Origin of the sequence: Methylonatrum kenyense (assembly GCF_023195885.1) — a bacterium.
Lineage (GTDB): Bacteria > Pseudomonadota > Gammaproteobacteria > Nitrococcales > Aquisalimonadaceae > Methylonatrum > Methylonatrum kenyense.
Window position 1 is genome coordinate 246,255 of sequence record NZ_JALPKO010000001.1, and the last position, 19,401, is coordinate 265,655.

Consider the following 19,401-nt stretch of genomic DNA (forward strand, 5'->3'; position numbering starts at 1 on the left):
TGGCCGGGCAACTCGGCGGCCTGGCTCTGCCAGCCCGTCACCGCTGACGCATGGTAAGCAATCGTACATGCCACCGGGCGCCACTCTTCTGCGCGTGCGGTCGCCCGGATGGGTGCTCAGTGCCCATTCGTTCTTATCGAAAAGGCGGCCAATATAAAAGGCCGCTTATGGTCCATCAAGCCCGGCCACGCCGAAAGCCGGCCGCAAGTGCATCGGCAAACGCTTTCACATGCCCTGCCGGAGTCAACCGGAACCTAACGGCGCAGCGCCTGCATCACCTCTTCCAGTTCCAGCCGGATCTGGTGAATCACCTGCTGGCTCTGGTTCAGATCCTCACGCGCACCCTCGCCGGACAGGCGCTGACGCGCGCCGCCGATGGTGAAGCCCTGCTCGTAGAGCAGCGAGCGGATCTGGCGGATGACGATGACGTCCTGGCGCTGGTAATAGCGTCGGTTGCCACGCCGCTTGACCGGTTTGACCTGCGGAAATTCCTGCTCCCAGTAACGCAGGACGTGCGGCTTCACACCGCACAATTCGCTGACTTCGCCAATCGTGAAGTAGCGTTTCGCAGGGATCGGTGGCAGTTCGTTATTGTTCGCTGCTTCCAGCATAGGCTTCGACCCGTGACTTGAGTTTCTGCCCCGGGCGGAAGGTCACCACCCGACGCGCCGAGATCGGAATTTCCTCGCCGGTCTTCGGGTTCCGACCCGGGCGCTCACTCTTGTCGCGCAGGTCAAAATTGCCGAATCCGGACAACTTCACCGGGGTTCCCTCCTCCAGAGAGGCCCGTATTTCCTCGAAGAAGCACTCGACCAGCTCCTTCGCTTCCCGCTTGTTCAAACCCACTTCCTCGAACAGCCGTTCGGCCATGTCCGCCTTGGTTAACGCCACGCGAATTACCCTCTCAAGTGTACGTCGAGTTCACGTTGCAGCGCGTCGGTCACCGCCGCAACGACCGCTTCCACATCGGCATCCTGAAGAGTGCGCGATAAGTCCTGCATAATCAAGCCTATACCGACACTCCTTCGACCGGCCGCCAGACCCGGGCCCTGGTAGACGTCGAACAGCGTGAGATCCCGCAGCAGTTCCCCGCCGGCGGCGCGCACGCAAGCCAGCACCGCCGCGAACGGCACGGCATCAGGCACAGTCAGGGCCAGGTCACGGCGGATGGATGGAAACCGCGACAACGGCTGGAAGGCAGGCAATGCCGCCTGCTGCACCGCCGCCAGCTCCAGCTCGAACAGCAGCACGCGACCGTCCAGGTCCAGCTCGGCAGCGGTGCCCGGATGCAGGGCACCGATCCAGCCGACTGCGCGCCCCTGATACAGCACCTCGGCACTCTGGCCGGGGTGCAAGGCCGGGTGTGCCGCGGCGCGCAGGGAGAATGCCGCGCCATTGCCGCCGAGGTCGAGCACCGCCTCCAGATCACCCTTCAGGTCATAAAAATCCGCCTCGCGCGGTTTCTCGCCCCACTGCTCGGGCAAGGCGCTGCCGGTCATCACGGCAGCCAGCATGGGCGTCTGCTCCAGCTCTTCCAGTCGTCCACGGAAGCGCAGGCCCATCTCGAACAGGCGCACCCGGTTATGCTGCCGGTTGCGGTTCCGCCGCAGCGCTGCCACCAGGCCCGGCCACAGCGAGGTCCGCATGACCGACAGGTCGGCCGACAGCGGGTTGGCGAGCGGCAGGGCAGTTTGGCCGGGATCCAGGCGTTGCTGCAATTCCGGCTCCACGAAGCTGTAGGTCACCGCCTCCTGATAACCACGGTCCACCAGCAGACGACGGATGGTCCGGCGGGACAGGCGCGTCTCCGGCTGCGGCAGCATCTGCAACGGCAGCGCGGGGCGCCGTGACGGGATGCGGTCATAACCCCAGACCCGGGCGATCTCCTCCACCAGGTCCACTTCCAGCGCGATGTCAAAACGATGGCTCGGCACATCCACCTGCCACGGTCCGGCTTCGGGCCCGTCCAGCCGCATCCCCAGCCCCCGTAGGATCGCCGTCATGACCGCTAGCGGCACCTCGACACCGAGCAGCTGATGCACCCGCTCCGCGCGCAGTGTCAGGGACACCGGCTGTGGCAACGCATCCGCCTGCTCGGCACCGCAAACCGGGCCCGGCTCGCCACCGGCAATGGCAAGCAGCAACTCCGTGGCCCGCTCCATCGCCTGCACCGGCAGCGCCGGATCGACGCCCCGCTCGAAGCGATGCGAGGAATCGGTATGCAAGCCGTAGCGGCGCGCCCGGCCGGCGATTGCCGTGGGTGCGAAGAACGCGCTTTCCAGGAAGATGTCATCGGTGTTGTCGGCCACCGCGGAGGCCGCGCCGCCCATCACGCCGGCCAGTGCCAGCGGACCCCTGTCATCGGCGATGACCAGGCTGTCGTCGTCGAGCTCGGCTGTCTCGCCGTTGAGCAGTTCCAGTGTCTCGCCACCACGCGCCCAGCGCACCTGGATGTCACCCTGCAGACGGGCCAGGTCAAAGGCATGCATCGGCTGGCCGAGTTCCAGCATGACGTAGTTGGTGACGTCGACCACCGGTCCGAGACTGCGCAGGCCCGCACGCCGCAGGCGCTCCTGCAGCCAGATCGGCGTCTCGGCCCGTGGATTGACCCCGCGTATCACCCGACCGACGTAGCGCGGGCAGGCCTCCGCCGCCTGCAGGCCAACGCCATGCGTCGCATCGTGCTGCGGCTCCACCGGCGTCGGGCTCGGCAATTTCAGCCCCTGCCCAAGCAGGGCCGCCAGCTCCCGGGTGACGCCGTGCATGCTCAGGCAGTCACCGCGGTTCGGTGTCAGATCGACATCAATGACCGAATCGTCCAGGCCGAGGTACTCACGCAGGTCGGTGCCGACCGGCGCATTCGCCGGCAACTCCAGCAGCCCGGCGGCATCCTCCGATAGCCCCAGTTCACGCGCCGACGACAGCATGCCGAACGAGGCCACGCCACGCAGCTTGGCCTTCTTGATCCTGAAATCCCCTGGCAGTAAGCCACCAACGGTGGCCAGTGGCGCCTTCAGCCCGGGACGGGCATTGGGCGCGCCGCAGACGATCTGCACCGGCTCGGCCTCGCCGGCCGCCACCTCGCAGACCTGCAGGCGGTCCGCATCCGGATGCGGCGCGCAGCGCAGGATCTCGGCGACACGGACGCCCGAAAACACCGGCGCCGCCGGCTCGATGGCATCGACTTCCAGGCCGGCCATGGTCAACCGATGGGCGATGTCCTCCACCGGCTGCTCCAGGGAAAGCAGTTCGCGCAGCCACAGCGCACTGATTCGCATTGAAAAACCTCGTCTGAGTGGCGAGAGCCTCGATTAGCGGAACTGCTGCAAAAACTGCAGATCGTTGTCGAAGAACAGCCGCAGGTCATCGACCCCGTAACGCAACATGGCCAGCCGCTCGACACCCACGCCAAAGGCGTAGCCGGTGTAACGCTCCGCATCGATGCCGACGGACTCGAAGACCTTCGGATGCACCACCCCGGAACCCAGGATTTCCAGCCAGCCGGTGCCGCCACAGACACGACAGCCCTTGCCGCCGCAGGACACGCATTGCACATCGACTTCCGCCGACGGCTCGGTAAACGGGAAATACGAGGGCCGGAAGCGTACATCCAGCGAACGCTCGAAGAACGCCTCGACAAAGTCGTGCAGCAGACCCTTGAGGTCGGCGAAGCCGATGCCTTCGTCCACCAGCAGGCCCTCGACCTGGTGAAACATCGGCGTGTGGGTCAGATCGGAATCGCAGCGGTAGGTCCGGCCGGGGGCGATGACCCGCACCGGCGCGCCCTGCTCTTCCATGACCCGGATCTGCACCGGCGAGGTATGCGTGCGCAGCAGATGGCTGGCATCGAAATAGAACGTGTCGTGCATGGCCCGCGCCGGATGATGCGCCGGGATATTGAGGGCCTCGAAGTTATGGTAGTCGTCCTCGACCTCGGGCCCTTCGGCCACCGCAAAGCCCATGCTCGCGAACAGTGCCTCGACCCGTTCCAGCGTGCGCGTGACCGGATGCAGGCCACCGACGGCCTGGCCGCGTCCGGGCAGCGTGACATCCAGGCTCTCGCTCGCCAGTTGCCGGTCCAGCGCTACGCGCTCCAGCTCCGTGCGGCGGCTATCAATCTGCTGCTGCAGGCCCTGCTTGGCGGCATTGATCGCCTGGCCGGCGGCCGGCCGCTGCTCGGCGCTCAGCCTGCCCAGCCCCTTCAGCAACTCGGTCAGGCGGCCCTTCTTCCCCAGATAGGCGACCCGCACCTCGTCCAGGGCCGTCACGCTGTCCGCCGCGGCGACCCGCTGGGCCGCCTCGGCGGACAGCGCCTCCAGTTTTTCGGCGTGCTCGCTACTCATGACACTCCGTTGATCCCGTCGTCGGTGGCACGATCCAGTACCGGGGACAAAAAAAGGGAAAGAGCGCCGCCCTTTCCCTCTCTCGCCAGTTCCCTCTAAACGCCCCGCACAATGGCGATCGGGCGCGCGGAACGCGAACGCTGTCAGGCAGCCAGCTGTGCCTTGGCTTTCTCGGCCAGGGCGGAAAATGCCGCCTTGTCGAACACGGCGATATCGGCCAGCACCTTGCGGTCCAGCGCGATATCGGCCTTGCGCAGACCGTCCATCATGCGGCTGTAGGACAGGCCATTGACCCGCGCGCCGGCGTTGATCCGGGCAATCCACAGGGCGCGGAAAACCCGTTTGCGCTGACGCCGGTCGCGATAGGCATACTGGCCCGCCTTGGTCACCGCCTGGTTGGCAACGCGGAAGCTGCGGCTGCGGGCACCGTAGTAGCCCTTGGCTTTCGCCATCACTTTCTTGTGCCGGGCGCGCGCCGTGACACCTCGCTTAACTCGTGGCATGTCTTGCTATCTCCAGTCGATCAGGCGTACGGAAGCATCTGGCGCACGCTCGCAGTATCCCGCTCATGCACGAGCGTGGATCCGCGAAGGTTGCGCTTACGCTTCTGCGCCTTCTTGGTCAGGATGTGGTTAGCGAAGGCCTTGCTCCGCTTGAATCGGCCCGAGCCGGTCTTCGAGAAGCGCTTGGCCGCGCCCCGGTTGGTCTTGATTTTCGGCATTGCCGATCTCCCGTCACAAAAACAGCCGGCCAGCCCATGGGCTGGCCGTCCGAAACATTGAATTGTCCGTCGCCTACTTCTTCTTGCGAGGCGCCAGCATCATCACCATCGTGCGACCTTCCATCTTCGGTCGCTGTTCCACGGTCGCCATGTCTTCCAGATCCGCTTCCACCCGCTGCAGCAACTGCAGGCCAAGCTCCTGGTGCGCCATTTCCCGCCCGCGAAAGCGGAGCGTCACCTTACAGCGATCGCCGTCTTCCAGAAAGCGCTTGAGGTTACGAAGCTTGACCTCGTAATCCCCCTGGTCGGTCCCGGGCCGGAACTTGATTTCCTTGACCTGGACCTGCTTCTGCTTTTTCTTCGCCGCCTGCTGCTTCTTGTTCAGCTCGAACTTGTGTTTGCCGTAGTCCATGATCCGGCAAACGGCCAGCTCCGGGTGCGGCACCATTTCAACAAGGTCGAGCCCAGCTTCCTCGGCTCGTTGCAAAGCGTCCTGCAGGGAAACGACCCCAAGCTGTTCACCGTCTTCCGCAATCAACCGGACCTGAGGTGCCTCGATCCGCTCGTTGATCCGCTTGTCGCCGGGACCAGCCTTCTTTCTGCTTTTCAGGGCGATGCTTTCGTCCTCCTAGCTGCTTGAGCCGCGTTGCGCCACTTCGGAATCAAAACGCTCGATCAGCGTTTCAATATCCATTGAACCCAGATCTTCACCGGATCGGGTCCGTACGGCGATGGTGCGGGATTCCATTTCACGATCCCCGATCACCAGCATGTAGGGGATCTTGCGAATCGTGTGCTCGCGGATTTTATAGCCGATCTTTTCATTTCTCAAGTCGGCTTCGACGCGAAAACCGCGATTCCTCAGGGTTTTTTCGACGTCCCGTGCAAACGGCGCGTGACGATCGGTAATCGTCAGCACCACTGCCTGGTCCGGCGCCAGCCACAGCGGCAGCGCACCGGCGTGTTCCTCGATCAGGATACCGATGAAACGCTCGAACGATCCGAGGATCGCGCGATGCAGCATGACCGGCACCTTGCGACTGCCGTCCTCGGCCACGTAACTGGCATCCAGCCGCCCCGGCAACGCGAAATCCACCTGTATCGTGCCGCATTGCCAGACCCGCCCGAGGCAGTCCTTCAGCGAGAACTCGATCTTCGGCCCGTAGAACGCACCCTCGCCCGGCTGCAGGCGGAAATCCAGGCCACGGGTCTGCAACGCCGTGTCCAGCGCCGCCTCCGCCTTGTCCCAGACCTCGTCCGAACCGACCCGCTTCTCCGGGCGGGTCGACAGGGCCACGGTGATCTCCTCGAAGCCCAGATCCCGGTAGGCACGGAACAGCAGGTCGATGAAAGCGGACACCTCCTGCTGGATCTGGTCCTCGGTACAGAAGATGTGGGCATCGTCCTGGATGAAGTGCCGCACACGCATCAGGCCGTGCAACGTGCCCGAGGGCTCATTGCGGTGGCAGGAACCGAACTCCGCCATGCGCAGCGGCAGGTCTCGGTAACTGCGCAGCCCCTGGTTGAAGATCTGCACATGGCAGGGGCAGTTCATCGGCTTCACCGCATAGGTCCGGGCCTCGGATTCGGTGTAGAACATGTCGTCACCGAACTTCTCCCAGTGACCGGACTTCTCCCACAGTGTCCGGTCCACCAGCTGCGGCGTATGCACTTCCTGGTAGCCGTGCTGGCGCAGCAGTTCGCGGATGTAGTCCTGCAGCGCCAGGTAGATGCGCCAGCCGCGGTCGTGCCAGAACACCATCCCCGGCGCCTCATCCTGGACGTGGAACAGGTCCTGCGCCCGGGCGATGCGGCGGTGGTCGCGCTTCTGCGCCTCCTCCAGCCGCTTCATGTAGGCCTTCAGGTCCTTCCTGTCCGCCCAGGCAGTGCCGTAGATCCGCTGCAGCATCTCGTTGCTGGCATCGCCGCGCCAGTAGGCACCTGCAAGCTTGGTCAGCTTGAAGGCCTTGAGGAACCGTGTATTCGGCACATGCGGCCCGCGGCACATGTCGACGTATTCCTGGTGATGGTAGAGCCCCATCTCGGAGACCTCGGGCATCTCCTCCACCAGGGTCACCTTGTAATCCTCACCCCGCTCACGGAAGGTCGCCAGCACCTCGTCACGCGGCGTCATCTTCTTCACCACGTCGTAGTCCTGCTCGATCAGCTCCTTCATCCGCTGCTCGATCCGCTCCATGTCCTCGGGAGTGAAGCCCTTGTCGTAGCGGATGTCGTAGTAGAAGCCGTCCTCGATCACCGGCCCGATCGCCATCTGCGCCTCGGGATAGAGCTGCTTGACCGCATGACCGACCAGGTGGGCGCAGGAATGGCGGATGATCTCCACACCTTCCTCGTCCCGGGGTGTGATGATCTGCAGTTCCGCGTCCTCGTTGATCAGATCGCAGGCATCGTGCAACTCGCCGTTGACCCGGCCGGCCACCGTGGCCTTGGCCAGGCCCGGGCCGATATCGCTGGCGACGTCAAGAATGGAAACGGCGTGCTCGTACTGGCGTTGACTGCCGTCAGGCAGGGTAATGACAGGCATGTTGATCCCCGACAGTGGTGACCCATACGAAAGGCCACATGCATGAATGTGCGGCAACTCGGCCGCCGGGGAGTGTACAGCAAGCGGGAACAGTTATCGCGGGCGCGTCACGGGCTGGATCGCGCCGCTCTCGGCACCACTGTCCAGACGCACCATGTTGGCGTCACGGATGCGGGCCAGCCGCCCGCCGCGCAGGCATTCCGGTTGTCCCGAGGCAAGGCGCGTTGCGCAGCGCCGCAGTCGTTCTCCGGCCAAGCAGCGCAACACAGCAGTCGGGAAAAATGCGGGATGAAATCAGCGTTTCCCTAGTCCTGCGTCTGCTGTCTGGGCTTCTCCCGCAACTCCGTCGCCACGACACGGTTACCGCCGGCCGACTTGGCCTGATACAAGGCGGCATCCGCATCAGCCAGCAGCGCCACCGCATCGGGATGCCCGGCAAGAATGGTTGCCTGACCGATGCTGATGGTCAGCGTGCCGAAACCGACATCGGGGGCCTGGGAAACGCCGAGTGACTCGACAGTGCTGCGCAGACGTTCTGCAACCCGCTGTCCCGCCCGGGAGCCGGTGTCAGGCAGCAGCACAGCGAACTCCTCACCGCCGTAACGGCAGACCACGTCAAGCGGGCGCAGCATGCAGGACTGCATCGCATCCGCCAGTTGTCGCAGGGCCTGATCACCGGTCGGATGACCGTAGTAATCATTGAACGGCTTGAAACTGTCGACGTCGATCATCAGCAGCGTCAGCGCGCCGCCATCACGCCGCGAACGCCTGACTTCCTGCATCAGGCGCTCATCGAAAACCCGCCGGTTCGGCAAGCGGGTCAAGGGATCACGCATGGCCTGTGAACGAATCAGGCGCAGTTCCCGGGCCCGCTCCGAGACGTCCCGGAACACGATAACCATCTCGTTACCGTGGGGGGTCTGCCGCAGCGGCGTCGCAGTCACCGAGACCGAGAGCATCTCGCCATCGCCCCGGCGGAACCCCTCGAGATCGCTGCGGTAGGTCTCGCCAGCAGAAGTTACCCGCCGCATCCGGGATTCCATGCTGCCACGAACCGCATCCTGCGAACCGGACTGCAGCACCCAGTTGGCATCCAGGCCGACCAGTTCCCGATCACCCCAGCCAAGCAACTCCCGGCCGGCCTCGTTCACGTAATCAATCCGGTGTTTCTCATCGACCAGGCAAACGCCCTCGCCAACGCTTTCTGTCACCGCGGCGAGCTTTTCCCGGAGCAGCAGTGACCGAGCCCGCTGGTGTTGCAGCAGAATCCCCACCGTCAGCAGAAAGCCCAGCAGGATCACGATCACGCCACCGACCCCCGCCATCCGCGCGGCCAGTGCGTCCATCGCATCGGCGGGGCTTTCAGCCATGACATAGCCGATGGTCATGCCCTGGAAATCCCGCACCGGTGCCATACTCAGCGCGACCGGCCGATTGCGATTATCGCGCACCAGGGCGGTGACCGAATCACGCGTCCGCATCGCGTCGCCCAGGGCCTGGCGCAGGTTGCGTGAACTCGAAATCCAGTTCGGCAGCGCTGCAGGCGGCGTGCCGGCGCTAACCGGCTCCACCAGATCGGCATGCAGTCCGGTCGGGTTATGGACTGTCCCGGAGACGCCGTCCGGCAGCGCATTCCGGTCGATCAACAGATGGTGCTTCCAGGCATTGCCGCTGCTCCGCTGCAGGATGGTGAGGTACTGCCCGGGACTCAGCGAAGCCTCGATCAGGCCCATCTGCTCTCCCTCGTGCCAGACGGGGAGCAAGCGTCGGTAGGCGGTGCCGATCAGGTCCAGATTCAACCCTTCGACGCCGAAGCGGTTCATCGACGCATAGACACCACCGTTATGCGGCGATGCCGGCACCCCGGCGCCGATACCGGCTCCCGGCGCCGGCTGATGAATCAGTGAGCGCCCGTGGCGGTCCAGCAGATGGAGGCTGGCCCCGCAGCAGGCACGAAGCGAGTGCGAGACCCGGATGCCGGAATCCTCGACCGCGGCGCGAACATCTGCGATATCGCTGTCGGCCGGACCCGCGCCGAGTCTGCGCAACAGGATCTGAAGCTCCGGCATGCGCAGCAGTTCGCTGAAAGCCTGGTTGGTCTGCGTGCGGAACATCGTTTCCGCGCCACGAATCGTCGATTCAAGGCGCACGAGCTCCTTTTCCTGGAACGCGCGGGTTTCCCGGTCATACAGGAACCAGACGGCGCTGCCGATGACAACAAGCGCCAGGCACCACGCCACGACGATTCGAATCCACAACGCCCGCATATCGGCCCGATCGGCCTCCCCGGCACACGGTTCTTGTCGGGTATCCCTGCCCCTGGAGACCCCCGCCTTCCCCACAACTGCCGTCAAACGACGACACTGAAATTTCAGTGTAGAAGCATCGCCGCCAGAAGCGAAGGGGAGTACACCGAAGGTTTTGCTCCGGCCACCGCAGCTACCCAGGCCCTGAAACTGCGGAACGCTGCTGAACCGCCACGCCGAAGCCCGTCGCTGCCTGCTGCAGACCAATCCGGCCGGACACTTGCCTTTGCCTGACATGAACATTAGCCTTTAACATGTATTTTTTTTACCGCTTACTGAGGCCAACATGCTCAACACAGAAACCCGCGAAGTCATCAAGGCAACCGCCCCCGTCCTTGCCGAACACGGTCTGACCATCACGCGCCGCTTTTACCAGCGCATGTTCGAACAGCACCCGGAGCTGAAGAATCTTTTCAATCAATCGCACCAGGCCGCCGGCGATCAGCCGAAGGCGCTGGCCAATGCGGTCCATGCCTATGCCATGCACATCGACAACCCCCAAGTGCTGGCCAGCGCGATCGAGCGCATCGCTCACAAGCACGTCAGCCTGCGTGTCCAGCCGGAGCAGTACGCCATTGTCGGCGAACACCTCCTGGGCGCGATCAAGGACATCCTCGGTGACGCCGCCACCGACCAGATCATCGACGCCTGGGCCGCGGCCTACCAGCAACTCGCCGACATCCTGATCGAAAAGGAGGCGGCGCTTTACCGCGATTCCGAACAGCAGCCGGGCGGCTGGTCCGACTGGCGTCCTTTCGTGGTTGCCGACCGCGTCCGCGAAAGTGCCGAGATCGTCTCCTTCTATCTGCATCCGCAGGATGATGCCCCGGTGCCTCCGCATCGGCCCGGTCAGTACATCTCGGTGCGAACCGAGGTGCCGGACTGGGGGCTGAAGCAACCGCGGCAGTACAGCCTGTCCGATGAACCGAACGGCCGTTATCTGCGGATTTCGGTAAAGAGGGAGGCCGGCCGTGAGGATCGGCCCGACGGGGTCATCTCCAGCCTGCTCCATGAAAAATTCAAGGAAGGTACGGCAATCGAACTGAGCGCCCCGTTTGGCGACTTCCGCCTGCACCAGGAACGCAGCACACCGGTGGTTCTGATTTGCGGTGGGGTCGGTATCACGCCCCTGCTGTGCATGCTGAAGGCACTCGCGCGGACCGAACGCCAGGTGCTGTTCGTGCATGGCGCCCGAAACCGGGAGGTGCAGGCATTTCGCGACGAGGTCGAGGCGGCGCGCCGCCAGGGTCCGAATCGGATCCGAACGGCATTCTTCCTGGAAACCCCGGACGGCGGCCTGGAACCGGACGAACACCACGGTCAGGTCGACCTGAACCGTATCGACCTTCCGGCCATTGACAGTGGTGCGGACTATTACCTTTGTGGCCCGCTGCCCTTCATCCGCCTGCACCGGGACCTGCTGCTTGACCGCGGCGTTGACCCGGCAAACATCCATTACGAGGTGTTCGGTTCGGACGTGCTTGCAGCCTGAGTGGCAGAACCGTACCGAATTGCGGCACAAAAAAGCCGCCGGACTCCCGTCCGGCGGCTTTTTGCAATCTGGTAGGCGCGATTGGACTCGAACCAACGACCCCCACCATGTCAAGGTGGTGCTCTAACCAGCTGAGCTACGCGCCTGTCGTTCGTGAGCGCGGTAGTTTACATCGATCGCCGGCACGGTCAATACGAGCGCGGGCTTTTCCCCGTTGCAAGCACGCCAAAAGCGCTCATCCCAACCGCTATTGTCCGCCGAGGAGGAACATGTTGGACTCCCGGGACCACCGCAAGGATCCGGCTGCCCATGCCCGAAACGTTCTCACCTGCCCTGCTCGTAACCGCCGCCCTCGGCCTGCTCGTGCTGGACGTACTGGCCTTCGGTGGCGCAAGCGTGATTCTTCCGATCATCGCGGTGGGCATACTGGCGGCGGCCGGCGCCGGCGCAATGGGTCTGGAGCCGATCATCCAACTCAGCGTTGGCGCCGTCGCCAGCCTGCTCTCGGTGCCGCTGGTCGTGTTCCTCTCGCGCTGGCTACGCCAGTCGCGGAAGGCCGCCAGCGATGACCAAAGGCTGCTGGACGACATATTCGCTGTCCAGTTTCGCGGCTCCCAGGCCGGCATACGCCACCGGGCCGACTTCCTGCCCGCGCACCGGGACGATGGCGTGGCCCTGCAAGACGGCGACAAGGTCCGGGTGCTGCGGATCGAAGGCGTGACGGCAATCGTCCGGCCTGCCGGAAAACCCTCAGATAACGCCGGACCCGGATGACGCTGAGCCTTGCGTCAACGGCAGCACACTGCGACGCTCCAGCAACCAGCGGAAGTCCTCGGCACTGAGCGGCCGGCTGAAAAAGTAGCCCTGCCCGATGGTGCACCCCAAAGCGACAAGTGCGTCACGCACGTCGCCGGTCTCGATCCCCTCGGCAATAGCTTCGGCGCCAAGGCTCTCGGCCAGACCGAATACCGTGCGCACGATTCGATCGCTGTAGGCGTCCTCGCCAACACTTCTAACGAAGGCCTGATCAATCTTGATCTCGTCGAACGGGTAACGCTGAAGGTAAAGCAGAGACGAATAGCCCGTACCGAAATCATCCAGGGCGATACGTACACCGAGTTCGTGAAGCTCCTGAATCTGGCGCTGCAGCATCGATGATTCGCCCTCGAATACGCTTTCGGTAATCTCGACGGTCAGGCTTGCGGGTTCGACATCGAAATGATCCAGCGCCGCTTTGAGCTGCGCGGTAAAGTGGCCCAGGCGGAATTGCACGACTGAGGCATTGACCGAGACCCGCACGATATCGAGACCGGCATCCTGCCATTCCCGCAACTGACGACACGCTTCGAACAGAACCCAGTCCCCAATCGGTCCGATCAGCCGGCTTTGCTCGGCAATCGGGACGAACACCTCGGGCGATTGCAGCCCGCGATCCGGATGATTCCATCGCAACAGGGCCTCGCAGCCGATGAGCTTGCCCGTGGCCAGGAGCACCTTGGGCTGGTAGTGAAGCTCGAACTGCTGTTCGTCGAGGGCGCGGCGCAGCTCCTTCGTGAGGATCATGCGCTGTTGCGCGCGCTGTTCAAGGTCTTCGGTATAACCGCAGAGAAAGGTATCGGTATCTGCCCGGCCCTCGTACAGCGCAACCTCACTCTCCCGCAATAGTGTCAATACCGGGCGCTCGGTGTGTCCAAGCAGGGCATAACCGAAATTCGCCTCGACCTGGACATCTCCGCTATCAAGTCCCATTGGGTCACGCAGGTGACGGTGTAACTTGCGAAGGCGGCTTTCAATCAGGCCGAGGGCCGTGCCGGGTAGCAACAACACGAACTTGTCGCCGGCCATGCGGCCGACCAGAGCATCAGGTCCAGCGAAATCACCCAGGCGCTGCCCGACCATCTTCAGCACACGATCACCTGTCTCGTAACCGTGTGCATCGTTGATATCGCGAAACCCATCCAGGTCGATGTGGACCACCGTGTCCGCTGGCTGCCAGCCAACCTTCCGATACCGCTCCGTTAACGCTTTGACAAAGCCGTTACGGTTGAGCACGCCCGTCGCCGGGTCCTCGTTCACCAGGCGCTCCAGTTGCTGCTCGGCAAGCTTCCGCTCGGTGATATCCACATGCATGACAACCACCCCAGGCTCACCATCGACACTTTCCCGGATTCCCGTGGTGTTGGCCATCATGCGGAACCAGCGCTGCTCTGAGGGGCCATGGCAGGGGTATTCGTAGGTAAAGCTGTCCCGCTCTCGGGCAAGGACAGCTCGAAGCCCTGCGACAGTGGCCCGCGCGTCGGCTGCGTCCCGGCCCTCGGAAACGTCACAGCTTGCGAAATAATCTGCGCCGGCACCCGCGGCCTGGTCGGCAAGACCATTGCGCCGCCCAAACTCACGCCACTGCTCGTTGACGTCGATGATCCGCCCATTGCAGTCGAGCAGCGCAACATGCGCTGGCAGGGCGTCGATCAGGGCCCGGTTCGTATCCACGGCGGCAGCGAGTTGGCGATTCGCTTCATGCAGTTCGTCGCGAGTCTCCAGCAGCGCGGTGATGTCCTGGAAGCTGCCTTCCACCCGAACAATGCTTCCCTGTTCGTCGCGGACCGCCATGCCGGCGGTGTGTATCCAACGCCTCTCGCCTTGCGCAGTTATGATCTGCATTTCCTCGTCGTAAGGGGCTCCTGTCGCGGCACAAGCGCTGAATTTCTCGCGAATCCGCTCCCGGTACTCCGGTGCATAAAAGGCGATGCCCTGATCCACGGTCGGCGCGTACCCCCGTGGCATGCCGTGGATCTCGGCCACCATGTCCGACCAGTCACATCGCTGCGCCTCCAGGTCCACCGACCAGCCACCGAAACGGGCGATCTGTCCGGCGAGGTCCAGCACCCGGCGCTGTTCGCGCAATTGCTGCTCCTGGCGAACCCGATCCGTGACGTCGTGGACGAGGGAAAGAATCGAGACAAGCTGGCCAGCGGCGTCGAATCGCACCGAGTTGTACCACTCGCAGTGAACGACATCGCCACTGCGTGTCATATTGCGGTTGGCGCTGACATTGCGCGGGGCTTCCCCGGACAGCAGCTCGTCCATGATCCGGGCCACTGAACCACGATCCTCGGCGTGGACGAACGGCCAGTCGTCCGGATGCAGGCCCAGCACCTCCGCCTCGGTCCAGCCGAACAATGCTTTTGCGCTGCCGGACCAGCGGCAGACACGGAATGCGTGATCCCACTCGACCACCGCCAGTGGCGAGTTGGCGATATGGTAGGTGAGGATATCGTCTGTGGAATTCATGGGCCGGCGCCTTTTCTGCCAAGCCCTCGCAGCAACTTCCAACGCGGCTCAACCATTGCCCTGACCAGCCGCGTAGTGAAGAACAACATGCGGGCGCGGTGTATCGGATAAGTCACCGTATAGCATCAGCTTGCCAATCCCGCGATCAACACGCCTGCTAACTCCGTAACCCTTCTTCGTGAAACGGGTCTCGCTCATTCCTCTGACCCTCCCGCCCGCGGTCCGTCTCCGCAGCGTGCTGCCGCCGCACTGCCACGTGTTGCCATCGGGCCACAGTTTCCCGGCAGAACCCGCATTTCATTTATAGACATCCTCTCTCCAGCAGGCTATGCATTACGCCGATCATAAGGTCCGGGTCACTGCGTTGGTTTACCGTTTACCGACTAGCCTAGGACTCGTCATCGCTACCAGCCAGCAGATCGTGGCGAACCAACGCGGCAACGCCAGATCCGCAGCATGCAACCATCCTGCCGCCTCCACGCCTGCGCTGTCGTCCACGACTCTGGTACAAGCATCGCGTTGACGTCTTTCACAGTGCATGCTCTGTTACTGACCGTCAGGTGATCGAGCATCACCCTTGGGTTGAAGGCGGGACGGCCTGAACGGAGTCACAATGTGGCAGCCCATTGTCGGCTTTCATCGGGACGAGCATGGCGACTGGGTGGCAGACCTGGCCTGCGGTCACGGCCAGCACGTCCGCCACCGTCCGCCATGGTTCAACCGACCCTGGGTGGAAACCGAGCAGGGCCGCCGCGACATGCTGGGCACGACATTGTGGTGTAAACGCTGTGAAGACGGCGAGCCACCGCCGGAAAAAACGCCGATCGCTACGGGATCGAGCGCCTGACCACCGCCTGCGGCGACCAGCCACACGAGATCCCGATGCAGAAACCGTTCTCCCAGGCCTGCGAAAACAACAAGGACCCGATCCTGTCCGTGTTGAGGGACCGGCTCACGAAACCGGCGCGTGTTCTGGAGATCGGAGCCGGCACCGGCCAGCACGCGGAGCATTTCGCCGCGGCCCTGCCTCATCTGCACTGGGTACCGACGGACATGGCACGGAATATCCCGCATTGCCGCCTGCGAATCGAAGATGCTGCACTGCCGAACCTGGACAGCCCGCTCGCGCTGGATGTCACGCAGTGGCCCTGGCCAGTTGCCGGCCACGACAATGTGTACTCGGCCAACACCGCCCACATCATGCACTGGCCGGTGGTGGAGGCCATGTTCCGCGGCGTGGCTGCCAGCCTTCCGCCCGAAGGCGTGTTCCTGCTCTACGGTCCCTTCGCCGACAATGGCAGGCACACAAGTGACAGCAACCGCCAGTTCGACGCCGCCCTGCGGCGACGGGATCCGGGCATGGGCGTTCGCGACACCAGCGATCTGCGACGCCTGGCGGGAAAGGTTGACCTGCGGCTGGCCGAGGACCTGCCCCTGCCGGCCAACAACCGGATCCTGGTGTTTCGGCGTTCGACGGACTGATCACCACACAGACCGACTCGGGACGGCCCGGCGGGCTAGTAACGCAACGCTGCGAGGCTCCGAAACCGGCCTCATATCCGTAAACGCCTTCACCGTTACCGCGACTGGCGAAAATCCGTTGCACCCGATGAGCGTGAACGGGTACGCGTCATCGGGTGCAACGGATTGCAATGCGTCAGCGCCGTTTTCGAGGGCGCCGGCTTTCCAAATTCCCGGGGCGGCCAGGTCTTTGTATCAGGCCCGCCCGGCCTGTCGGGCGCTGGGCGGCTCGGCCTCGCCTTCCTCTGCTGCCACCGGTTGCTCCTCTGCCGCAACCAGTTGCGCGCAATGCGTGCAGAGCGTCGTCCAGTCCTGCAGATCCGCACTCATGCGTTGCAACGACTTGCCCTGCCAATCGGAAATCGCCTGCGTGATTGCCGTCGGATCGAATTCCTCTTTTGAACCCAACTCGCGCAAGCCTTTGATGGCCGTCTCGGTGGCTTCCTGTCGGCGTTCGAACCAATGCCGCAGGAAGGTCTCGGTTTCCTGCAGCATGGCATGCTGCATCTGCCGGAACTGCTCGACCTGCGTTGTTGACGCGCCGTTCAGCTTGAAGAGTTCCTGGGTCTGGTTCACCAGATCGGTGATCGCGGTTTGCGTTCGCGCCTTAGTCATCTCTCCACTCCTGCTCGGGAAACACTGATTTATTCCCGCGCCTTCGCCAGTCGAATTACCCACGGTCTCGCCATGGATGAGAACTACCGACTTGATCATGATTGCCGTCTGTCGGCATTGACCTGCATCAATCGCAGCGCAGTAAACACAGGTCGCGAATAAGAAAATCCGATGGGACAGGTCGGCGACACGCGCTTGTCGATACGCTGATGACGCCTGGCGGCGTAAAGCCGGGCAGCCTCCCCCGCGGCAAGGCGCTTGCGACTCCCCGGGACCGCTCCTGGCTCGCCAGTTGACGGCCCTCCGGCGGCTGCAGATGATGGGGCTCGAGGATTCAACTCGGGGAAGACCGCATGCGCCGTTTCGTGCTGGATACCAGCGTCTTCACCAACCCACATGTCGCCAGTCAGTTCGGCGAGGATCCCGAGGACATTCTGCGAACCTTCCTCGGCCTGGCCCGCCACTGCGGCGCCGAGTTCTACATGCCCTTGTCGGTCTACGAGGAATTCCGCGGCATGCGGGACCTGCAAAGCCTGGCCGCGGATTTCGAGACCGTGGTCTGGGTCCGCTCTCCGCGGCGCTTTGCCCTCACCATCCCCAGCGACATCCTGTACGAGTTCATTGACGAGGTACGCACCCGGATTGACCGCGGACTGCGCATTGCCGAGGAACACACCCGCCAGGCCGGGGCTGCCGAAACCCTCAAACCGGAACTGATCACGCAACTTCGCGAGCGCTTCCGCGAAGCCATGCGCAAGGGGCTGGTGGACTCCCGGGAAGACGTCGATGCCGTGTTGCTGGCCATGGAACTGGATGCCGAACTGGCCAGCGCCGACGAGGGCATGCGCAAGATGGGCAACCGCATGGGCATTAAGCTGGTTACTGCCGCCCATTTACGCAAGGTGATGGAAAACCTGACCGACGCGGCTTCCGTTCCCGGCAACCCCTGAGGCGCCCGCCCAGGGGACCTGGCACTCAATCATACTGCCTGTCACCGGCCAGGGCCGAGGACAGGGTGCCGGTCATGTGGTCGAAAAGCCGCTCGAACTCAAGCACCCAGAAGTCACCCTCGACACGCGGCATTGCCGCCCCAATACGCACATGGCGCCCACCGGTGGCCTCCAGATGCTGGATGAAGCGCCGTGCATTGTGTTCGCTGCGAAACCGGCACCGGTATCGGTGACTGACGCGTCCTTGACCGCGGCTCTGTGCCACCGCATCGCCCAGACCCTCGAGGAATGCGCGCCCCAGGGCTCGCGCAGCGGCATCGCTGTCGGACTGGGGGTGCTCCGCCAGAAAAATGGCAAGCCGGGTCAGGCGATTGGTGAAATACTGCGGCGGCAGGTCCAGCAGCTGCTCGGCACAAACCCCGATATCGCCGACGCAGGAACCGCCAGTGACATACTTGGCCCGTTCGCGGCCGTCATCGGTTTTCAGCACCAGGCCCTCGGCGCCCTCCGCATCGAGACGCAGAATCAAGCGGCCCAATGCCTCGGTATCGTCGGCCCCGAACTGCCCGTGAACCGGTGCGGCAGGCAGTGCGTACTTCTCCAGAAGCGTGAACTTGTCGGCCTGGGCCAGAAAACCGGGCAGGCCCAGTCGCATCATGTCGAACACGAACAGACTCACGTCCTGCGCCACCCGTGGCGTGGATCCCTCCAGATAGGGCGTATCCGGTCCGGCAATCTCGGCGCAGAGAATCAGCCCGGGTTCGGCATCGAACACCGCCGGGTCGAGGAACTCGGGCACCCGATCGACACTGAACGGGCAGACAAAGCCGCCACGGCTGAAGGCGTACAGCGTGTCCTCATACCGCAAAATGCGAACATTGAAGCCGTCGATTTTCTCCTCGGCCCAGAAACGCTCGCGGAACTGACGCGGCAATCCCGCTTCCAGTGACTGGATCCGGCCGATGGAGGGGTACCCCGGCACCACCGACTTGTCCGGCAGAACAGCGCTGCCCCGCGGGTAGCCGCGGACCGGCTCCAGCAGCCGGACGTAGGAGAAACCCTCATAACGAAGCGGCTGCGCGCGCCCCAGCGCAATGGCCTGCTCCAATTGTGAGCGCTCGATCATTCCCTGCCCCCGGTCAGCCCTTCACCGGGAATCGTACACTCTTCCCTGGCATCGCCTGGCAGCGAACCGCCTGCACAATGCTCAGTTGCGGTGCGCCGTTCTGCATGCTGGAGTCGTACAACCATACGGGCCACAGGATCGCCCGGCTTGCCGATGGCCGATCAATACGAGGAACCCATGGAACACATCGGAAAGGAACGGCTGCTGCACTGGATCGGCCTCGCCTGCCTGGCTTTGTCAGTCCTCGTGCTGATCATGATCGGCCCGCTGTGGGAGCGCCTCGGCGGCTGGACCATGGTGCTGTGGATGGCGCTGGGCGGCGCCGGTATGCTCCTGTTGCAGAAGGGACCGCCCCCCGACGTTCCCGATTGAACCGCCGTCCGGCGGCACCGAAACGAGAACCGCCCGCATTGCGAAGCCCAGAAACCCTTCCCGGAGCAATTGGCCGAGCAGCAGGACGGTCTCTTGATCGAGTTCTTCTCTCCTTCCAC

General features: G+C 63.7%; 18 protein-coding genes and 1 tRNA gene. 6 read left to right on the forward strand and 13 right to left on the reverse strand.

Annotated features, from left to right (window positions below):
- Positions 1 to 254: 254 nt before the first annotated feature.
- From M0534_RS01200 to M0534_RS01240, 9 genes are all read right to left on the reverse strand, one after another.
- Positions 255 to 611, reverse strand: coding sequence for a MerR family transcriptional regulator (locus tag M0534_RS01200; protein ID WP_248566579.1), 357 nt, complete (start codon positions 609 to 611; stop codon positions 255 to 257).
- Positions 589 to 891, reverse strand: a complete 303-nt coding sequence (ihfA, locus tag M0534_RS01205) for an integration host factor subunit alpha (protein ID WP_248566580.1) — start codon at positions 889 to 891, stop codon at positions 589 to 591. Before ihfA ends, M0534_RS01200 begins: the two co-directional genes overlap by 23 nt.
- Positions 892 to 896: 5 nt before the next feature.
- Positions 897 to 3,278, reverse strand: a complete 2,382-nt coding sequence (gene pheT / locus M0534_RS01210; protein ID WP_248566581.1) for a phenylalanine--tRNA ligase subunit beta — start codon at positions 3,276 to 3,278, stop codon at positions 897 to 899.
- A gap of 33 nt (positions 3,279 to 3,311) precedes the next feature.
- Positions 3,312 to 4,343: a phenylalanine--tRNA ligase subunit alpha gene (gene pheS, locus M0534_RS01215; RefSeq protein ID WP_248566582.1), complete on the reverse strand. Its 1,032-nt coding sequence runs from the start codon at positions 4,341 to 4,343 to the stop codon at positions 3,312 to 3,314.
- A 143-nt stretch (positions 4,344 to 4,486) separates the two neighbouring features.
- Positions 4,487 to 4,846, reverse strand: coding sequence for a 50S ribosomal protein L20 (rplT, locus tag M0534_RS01220; RefSeq protein WP_248566583.1), 360 nt, complete (start codon positions 4,844 to 4,846; stop codon positions 4,487 to 4,489).
- A gap of 20 nt (positions 4,847 to 4,866) precedes the next feature.
- A complete protein-coding gene (gene rpmI, locus M0534_RS01225) occupies positions 4,867 to 5,064 on the reverse strand; it encodes a 50S ribosomal protein L35 (RefSeq protein ID WP_248566584.1) in 198 nt (65 codons plus the stop codon).
- A 73-nt stretch (positions 5,065 to 5,137) separates the two neighbouring features.
- Positions 5,138 to 5,680, reverse strand: a complete 543-nt coding sequence (infC, locus tag M0534_RS01230; protein WP_248566771.1) for a translation initiation factor IF-3 — start codon at positions 5,678 to 5,680, stop codon at positions 5,138 to 5,140.
- A 12-nt stretch (positions 5,681 to 5,692) separates the two neighbouring features.
- Positions 5,693 to 7,609: a threonine--tRNA ligase gene (gene thrS, locus M0534_RS01235; protein WP_248566585.1), complete on the reverse strand. Its 1,917-nt coding sequence runs from the start codon at positions 7,607 to 7,609 to the stop codon at positions 5,693 to 5,695.
- A 305-nt stretch (positions 7,610 to 7,914) separates the two neighbouring features.
- Positions 7,915 to 9,876 carry a sensor domain-containing diguanylate cyclase gene (locus tag M0534_RS01240; protein ID WP_248566586.1) on the reverse strand — a complete coding sequence of 654 codons (1,962 nt, stop codon included), beginning with the start codon at positions 9,874 to 9,876 and terminating at the stop codon, positions 7,915 to 7,917.
- Between the two features lie 325 nt (positions 9,877 to 10,201).
- On the opposite strand from M0534_RS01240, the gene hmpA reads away from it, so the two are divergent.
- Positions 10,202 to 11,407 carry an NO-inducible flavohemoprotein gene (gene hmpA, locus M0534_RS01245; RefSeq protein WP_248566587.1) on the forward strand — a complete coding sequence of 402 codons (1,206 nt, stop codon included), beginning with the start codon at positions 10,202 to 10,204 and terminating at the stop codon, positions 11,405 to 11,407.
- Positions 11,408 to 11,476: 69 nt separating this feature from the next.
- Here hmpA and M0534_RS01250 read toward each other — a convergent pair.
- A tRNA-Val gene (locus M0534_RS01250) sits at positions 11,477 to 11,553 on the reverse strand.
- 163 nt (positions 11,554 to 11,716) lie between these two features.
- Here M0534_RS01250 and M0534_RS01255 point away from each other — a divergent pair.
- Entirely contained in the window at positions 11,717 to 12,181 is a 465-nt protein-coding gene (locus M0534_RS01255; protein WP_248566588.1) for an NfeD family protein, read from the forward strand.
- On the opposite strand, the gene M0534_RS01260 is transcribed toward M0534_RS01255, so the two are convergent.
- A complete protein-coding gene (locus tag M0534_RS01260; RefSeq protein ID WP_248566589.1) occupies positions 12,158 to 14,698 on the reverse strand; it encodes a sensor domain-containing protein in 2,541 nt (846 codons plus the stop codon). The genes M0534_RS01255 and M0534_RS01260 overlap by 24 nt on opposite strands.
- Before the next feature lie 613 nt (positions 14,699 to 15,311).
- Here M0534_RS01260 and M0534_RS01265 point away from each other — a divergent pair.
- Entirely contained in the window at positions 15,312 to 15,545 is a 234-nt protein-coding gene (locus M0534_RS01265) for a DUF3565 domain-containing protein (RefSeq protein WP_248566590.1), read from the forward strand.
- 29 nt (positions 15,546 to 15,574) lie between these two features.
- Positions 15,575 to 16,180, forward strand: a complete 606-nt coding sequence (locus tag M0534_RS01270) for a DUF938 domain-containing protein (protein WP_248566772.1) — start codon at positions 15,575 to 15,577, stop codon at positions 16,178 to 16,180.
- 234 nt (positions 16,181 to 16,414) lie between these two features.
- Here the strand turns inward: M0534_RS01270 and M0534_RS01275 are convergent, their stop codons facing one another.
- Positions 16,415 to 16,834, reverse strand: a complete 420-nt coding sequence (locus M0534_RS01275) for a hypothetical protein (RefSeq protein WP_248566591.1) — start codon at positions 16,832 to 16,834, stop codon at positions 16,415 to 16,417.
- Positions 16,835 to 17,187: 353 nt separating this feature from the next.
- On the opposite strand from M0534_RS01275, the gene M0534_RS01280 reads away from it, so the two are divergent.
- Positions 17,188 to 17,784 (forward strand): RNA ligase partner protein, encoded by a 597-nt coding sequence (locus tag M0534_RS01280; protein ID WP_248566592.1) that lies wholly within the window; start codon positions 17,188 to 17,190, stop codon positions 17,782 to 17,784.
- Between the two features lie 25 nt (positions 17,785 to 17,809).
- Here M0534_RS01280 and M0534_RS01285 read toward each other — a convergent pair whose 3' ends face one another.
- A complete protein-coding gene (locus M0534_RS01285; protein ID WP_248566593.1) occupies positions 17,810 to 18,910 on the reverse strand; it encodes an RNA ligase in 1,101 nt (366 codons plus the stop codon).
- A 177-nt stretch (positions 18,911 to 19,087) separates the two neighbouring features.
- On the opposite strand from M0534_RS01285, the gene M0534_RS01290 reads away from it, so the two are divergent.
- On the forward strand, positions 19,088 to 19,282 hold the full coding sequence (locus M0534_RS01290) for a hypothetical protein (RefSeq protein ID WP_248566594.1): 195 nt from the start codon (positions 19,088 to 19,090) through the stop codon (positions 19,280 to 19,282).
- Positions 19,283 to 19,401 lie beyond the last annotated feature (119 nt).